This is a genomic window from Phytobacter sp. V69, from assembly GCF_965644215.1.
Taxonomy (GTDB): domain Bacteria; phylum Pseudomonadota; class Gammaproteobacteria; order Enterobacterales; family Enterobacteriaceae; genus Phytobacter.
Genome location: NZ_CBFFRL010000335.1, coordinates 1 through 3,071, shown reverse-complemented (window position 1 = coordinate 3,071; position 3,071 = coordinate 1). Strand labels below are relative to the sequence as shown.

Annotated in this window: 2 protein-coding genes and 1 pseudogene; 2 read left to right on the top strand and 1 reads right to left on the bottom strand. The window is 53.3% G+C overall.

What is annotated here, in order from left to right; translation table 11 throughout:
* Positions 1-267: 267 nt before the first annotated feature.
* Complete coding sequence (locus ACSZPU_RS24665; RefSeq protein WP_499004215.1) at positions 268-1,704, top strand: phospholipase D family protein; 1,437 nt, start codon at positions 268-270, stop codon at positions 1,702-1,704.
* 22 nt (positions 1,705-1,726) lie between these two features.
* On the opposite strand, the pseudogene ACSZPU_RS24660 reads toward ACSZPU_RS24665, so the two are convergent.
* Positions 1,727-2,554 (bottom strand): annotated as a pseudogene (locus ACSZPU_RS24660) (glucans biosynthesis protein C); the annotation flags it as partial.
* Positions 2,555-2,752: 198 nt separating this feature from the next.
* Between ACSZPU_RS24660 and ACSZPU_RS24655 the strand changes: the two are divergent.
* Positions 2,753-3,016 (top strand): hypothetical protein, encoded by a 264-nt coding sequence (locus ACSZPU_RS24655; protein ID WP_499004213.1) that lies wholly within the window; start codon positions 2,753-2,755, stop codon positions 3,014-3,016.
* Positions 3,017-3,071 lie beyond the last annotated feature (55 nt).

The window sequence follows — 3,071 nt, the reverse complement described above, 5'->3', positions numbered from 1 at the left end:
GAATAGTAAGTCTGTACGGTTCTGAGTTGCTGCATATTGCCATTATAAGTCAATACGGTATGTATGAGACGCTTACAGTAAAAGCTCAGCCGCTTTCAAACGGCGCATCGCAAAGTTGCGATAATTATCAAAGATAATGTGCGTGAGTATCACCTGCGTTGGGTGTTTCGGATTATCCCACCCACCAGACGCGACGCTGGCGGGTATACTTTGACAGCTATGACAATGAAAATAATCGACGAAAATGACTTCCCCTTGCAAGAGCAGATGACCCCGCCGCAGGATACACGGCTGGGGCGGGCCGTCTCGCCTCTGTGCGCAGCCCATCCCGACCTGTGCGGGCTGGTGGCGCTGGATGACAGCATGGACGCCTTTGTGGCGCGTTATCGTCTGGCGGAAATGGCCCAGAGTACTCTGGATGTGCAGTACTACATCTGGGAGGACGACATGTCCGGGCGACTGCTGTTGCTGGCGCTGCTGGAGGCGGCGGATCGCGGTGTGCAGGTCCGGCTGCTGCTGGATGACAACAACACGCTTGGCATGGACGAAGTGTTATGCCAGCTTGATGCCCATCCGCGCATCGAAGTCCGCCTGTTCAATCCCTTCTCGTTTCGTACGCTGCGCGCGCTGGGTTATCTCACCGACTTTGCCCGCCTCAATCGGCGGATGCACAACAAAAGCTTTACCGCTGATGGCGTCGTGACGCTGGTGGGCGGGCGCAATGTGGGAGATGCTTATTTTGGTGCCGGGGAAGAGCCGCTGTTTACCGATCTGGATGTGATGGCTATTGGCCCGGTGGTGCAGGACGTCAGCGATGATTTTTCCCGCTACTGGCACTGCGAATGCGTGTCACCGCTGCGTACGGTGCTGGACTTGCCGCAAGAGGCGATCGCTGAACGTATTCGTATGCCACAGGCGTGGTACGAAGACGTGACGGCAATGCGCTATCGCAACAAACTGGAGTCGACCCCGTTTACTCATCAACTGGAGTCCGGAACCTTGCCGGTTATATGGGCGAAAACCCGGCTGTTGAGCGATGACCCCCGCAAAGGGCAGGGCAAAGCGCACGCGCATACCCTGTTACCCGAGCGTCTGCGCAAAGTGATGGGCATGCCGGAGCGGCAGGTGGATATTATTTCGGCCTATTTCGTGCCGGGCCGCCGGGGCGTGGCTCAGCTTATTCGCCTGGCGCGAAAAGGGGTTAACATCGCTATTCTCACCAATTCCCTTGCGGCGAACGATGTTTCCGTGGTGCACGCGGGCTATGCGCGCTGGCGCAAGAAGTTGCTCCGACACGGCATTGAGCTGTATGAGCTCAAGCCTACCCGCGACGAGGCACACCCGCTGCATGACCGGGGGCTGACTGGGAATTCCGGCTCCAGCCTGCATGCCAAGACGTTCAGTATCGATGGCGAAAAGGTGTTTATTGGCTCGTTTAACTTCGACCCACGCTCCGCGATGTTGAACACGGAGATGGGGTTTGTTATCGACAGCGCCGAGCTCGCCCGACGTATCCACCACCGTTTTTTGCGCAGTCAGCGTGCGGCAGCCTGGCAATTACGCCTCGATCGCTGGGGGCGGATTACCTGGGTGGAACTGCAGAACGGTGAAGAGATTGTGCTGAAAAAAGAACCGCAGACGCGGTTCTGGCAACGATTACTTGTTCGGCTGGCGTCGCATCTGCCGGTTGAGTGGCTGCTCTGAGTTTCAGGCAGCCCTCATCCGCTTAACGTGCCGTCACGTGGGTGTTGCTGCTTTTACCTTCCGGCTTGCCGGAGAAGATGAAACGCAGCACCGGGATCCGCAGGTGTGCTTCATACAGCAGCACGGCAGAGCCGATAACGAACACCAGCCCGGTGGTAAATCCGATCAGGTTGGAATGGATATGCGGGGTTATCCACGCGCCAAACAGCAGCGTCAGCGGGTGGTGCACCAGGTAGATAAACAGCGACGCGTTAACAAAATAGCTTACGCGCGATGACTGGAAATTCAGCATCCGGTGGCCCAGTGAAAACACCACGTTCACCATCCACAGACCCAGCAGCATGGTAATCACCGACTCGGTTTCATATATCCAGGCATCGCCGCTGCCATAACGCTGATTCAGCAGATAGGCGGCAAAGCCGATGATCGAGCCAACAAAGCAGGCAGGGGAGGGGTTAATGAACAGGGATTTGAGACGCGGGTTAATAAAGGTCAACGCGCCCAGCAGAAAAAACGGGATGTAAAATAGCGATTGCATGACGGCGAAATTGAACAGCGCGTCGCGCAATATATCAGGATAAATAATGAATACTAGGCGGCGGAAGGCGGCATAAAGGATACCGAACGCTAAAAACGCCACGGAGAGCTTGCTAAGCGTAATGTTGTCGAGCAGGCGAACCGCATTGCTTTTAATGGTGCGGAACAGCCACATACTGACGGTCGTTAGCACCACCAGCACCATTAAAAACCAGAGGTGAGAAACAAGTTCCCACACCAGGGTGTTGAATTTGTCGTACAGGGAAAGCGTATGCTAGTCCTGCGCGCGGCCATTCACATATTGCTGCATCATCGGGGTATGGCTTTCTAGGCCTTGTACTCCGTTATTTTTATCATTGATTTTACTCATTTTTAGCCTTTTGCGCTAGTTTTCAAGTGAGTGTATTAGGCTACATATAACACACTCAAAAGTTCAATTTGTAGCCCATGTGTAACTCAGTTATGATTTGGGTATCAGCAAAAATCAAAACTAGGCTACACAGGTTGATTTATGAACATAACTCTTTCTAAAACAATGATTCTCAACAAGTTATCAATAGACGTGCGACCGAGGGTTACTTTTGATGGCTTTATTGAATATGAACCCAACCCAGATCGTCAGCCTTACATAGTCTTTGATGCTCATCGTGATGCCCCTGTGGGTTTCGGCGTTAAGGTCAGTGCTACAAAGAAAACGTATGTTCTACAACGTCGAGTTGCATCTGATCGTATCAGCACCAGAGAAAGCGGTAAATCAAGGGAAGGTGCGATTTAATCGGTGGGGTTCAGTGGAGTCCTTAGCTGTATTAGCCTTACCTTAGCTGAGCTGT